This window comes from Stenotrophomonas maltophilia group sp. Smal17, from assembly GCF_030237045.1.
GTDB lineage: Bacteria > Pseudomonadota > Gammaproteobacteria > Xanthomonadales > Xanthomonadaceae > Stenotrophomonas > Stenotrophomonas forensis.
Genome location: NZ_JASJSU010000169.1, coordinates 1 through 2,141, shown reverse-complemented (window position 1 = coordinate 2,141; position 2,141 = coordinate 1). Strand labels below are relative to the sequence as shown.

Annotated in this window: 3 protein-coding genes; 2 read left to right on the top strand and 1 reads right to left on the bottom strand. The window is 69.7% G+C overall.

Features of this window, described 5'->3' with window-relative positions; all coding sequences use genetic code 11:
- Nucleotides 1-640, top strand: a 640-nt coding sequence (locus tag QRO93_RS21355) for an MFS transporter (protein WP_285304354.1), incomplete at its 5' end; no start/stop codon positions are given.
- Nucleotides 641-644: 4 nt separating this feature from the next.
- On the opposite strand, the gene QRO93_RS21350 is transcribed toward QRO93_RS21355, so the two are convergent.
- Complete coding sequence (locus QRO93_RS21350) at nt 645-1,592, bottom strand: nucleoside hydrolase (RefSeq protein ID WP_053512182.1); 948 nt, start codon at nt 1,590-1,592, stop codon at nt 645-647.
- Nucleotides 1,593-1,743: 151 nt separating this feature from the next.
- Between QRO93_RS21350 and QRO93_RS21345 the strand changes: the two genes are divergently transcribed.
- Nucleotides 1,744-2,070, top strand: a complete 327-nt coding sequence (locus QRO93_RS21345; RefSeq protein WP_164085668.1) for a hypothetical protein — start codon at nt 1,744-1,746, stop codon at nt 2,068-2,070.
- The last annotated feature ends 71 nt before the right edge of the window (nt 2,071-2,141 follow it).

The window sequence follows — 2,141 nt, the reverse complement described above, 5'->3', positions numbered from 1 at the left end:
CGAGCGCCAGCGCCGCGAGGGCAGTATTCCGGCCACGCCGCTTCGCCACGTGCTGCGCCATCATCCGCGGGCGGTGGCGCGTACCTTTGCGATCTCCGCACTGGGCTCGATCACCTACTACGTGGGCATCACCTACGTACCGGCCTTCCTGCATGCACAGGGCCACGATGAAGGCGACGCGCTGTGGTTGTCGACGATTGCGGCAGTGGCGGTGATCGCGATCACGCCGCTGTGCGGCGCACTGTCCGACCGTGTCGGGCGACGGCCGATGCTGTTGGGCCTGACTGTGCTGGCGGCGCTGCTGCCGCTGTCGCTGTTCGCGTGGATGGCGCAGGCAACGGCATGGGGCATCGCGCTGGCGGCGGTGCTGCTGGCCTGCGTGGCCGGTGGCGTCAGTGCGGTGGCGGCACCGGCCACGGCCGAGCAGTTCCCCGGCGAAGGCCGGGTCAGCGGGCTGGCACTGGGGGTGACCATGGCTACGGCCGTGTTCGGCGGTGCGACACCGTGGTTGGCGCAATGGTGGGTGCAACGCAGCGGCTGGGCGGCAGCGCCGGGCGCGATGATCGCGTTGGTGGCGGTGCTGGTGCTGCCGGTGCTGTGGACCCTGCCCGAGACGGTCCCGGGCAGGTCCAGTCGCTAGCCGATCAGACCTTCAGGGTCTGCTCGATGTCGGCCAGTACGGCGGCTGCATCCACGCCGATGGCGACAGACTGCAGCACGTGCCCATCCCACACGCTGGGGCCGAAGCCCATGCCTTCCGGCTTGGGAATGGTCATGCCGCGGGCGACGCCGTCGGTGGCCACGCGCACGCTGGCGCGCTCGAACTGGAACAGTTCCGGGCGGGTCAGCGCGATGCAGGCGCAGCAGTCGTGCACGACCATGCCCTTGTGGCCGGCCTGCAGGTAGAAGTCCACGTAGTCCTGCGACAGCGCACGCACCAGCTCGGCGTCGGCACCGCCGATCCCGGCCAGCGTGTCCAGGCCGTCACGGTCCATTTCCACGCGGGTGGTCACGTCCAGGCCGATCGCGGTGACCGGCCAATCGGTGGTGAACACCACGTCGGCCGCTTCGGCATCGCCCCAGATGTTGGCCTCGGCGGCCGGGGTGATGTTGCCGTTGACGTGGAAGGCGCCGCCCATGATCACCACGCCGCGCACCAGGCCGGCGATGTCCGGGGCCTGCTGCAGGGCCAGCGCCAGGTTGGTCATGCGGCCCACGGCAACCAGGGTCACTTCGCCCGGGTGGGCGCGGACCAGGTCGATGATCAGCTGCGCGGCCGGGCGCGCGTCGGCGGCCACGTCCAGCTGCGCCGGCACCGGGTGGTTGCCCAGGCCGTTGTGGCCGTGGATGTGCACCGGCCACGCTTCCGGGGTGGCTTCCGGCTGCAGCGGGCCTGCCGCGCCGCGCGCGACCGGGGCGGCAAAGCCCCAGGTCTGCTTCAGGTACAGCGCATTGTGCGTGGTCGATTCAACCGAGGCGTTGCCGAAGGTGGTGGTGACGCCGATCAGGTCGATCTGCGGGTGCTTGTGCAGGTACAGCAGGGCCAGGGCGTCGTCGACGCCCGGGTCGGTATCGAAAATGACTTTCAGCATGTTGTTGTTCTTCTTCTTCCGTGTGGTGCGGGGGGCGCCGGCGGCCACGGGGCAGGCCGGCGCGCCCTACATTGTCCCATCTTCATGACAGGCAGGGCCAATGCCGGGGCGGGGCGGCATAATGCGGCCAGTCCAGGCACGGAACCGCCGCATGCTGATCCTCGCCCTTCTGCTGGTCCTGCTGGTGCTGGGCCTGAATCTGGTCGCCACGGTGCTCATCGTCCGGCGCGACGGCCTGTCGGCAGGCGGCCGCACGGTGCAGCTGCTGCTGGTCTGGCTGCTGCCGCTGGTCGGCGCGATCCTGTGCATGGCGGTGGCCACCGCCGATGGCTCGGGCAGCCGGGGCGATAACGGCCTCGGCGGCGCCTACGACTACTCGGGCGGCTCTTCCAGTGACAACCACAGCCATCACGGCCACAGCAGCTCCGACTGCAGCAGTGATGGTGGTGGCAGTGACGGCGGCAGCTGCGGCGATTGAGGCCTCTGTAGAGTCGAGCCATGCTCGACTGCCCTTCGTTCCAACGCCGCGATGCCTGATCGAAAAGCAGT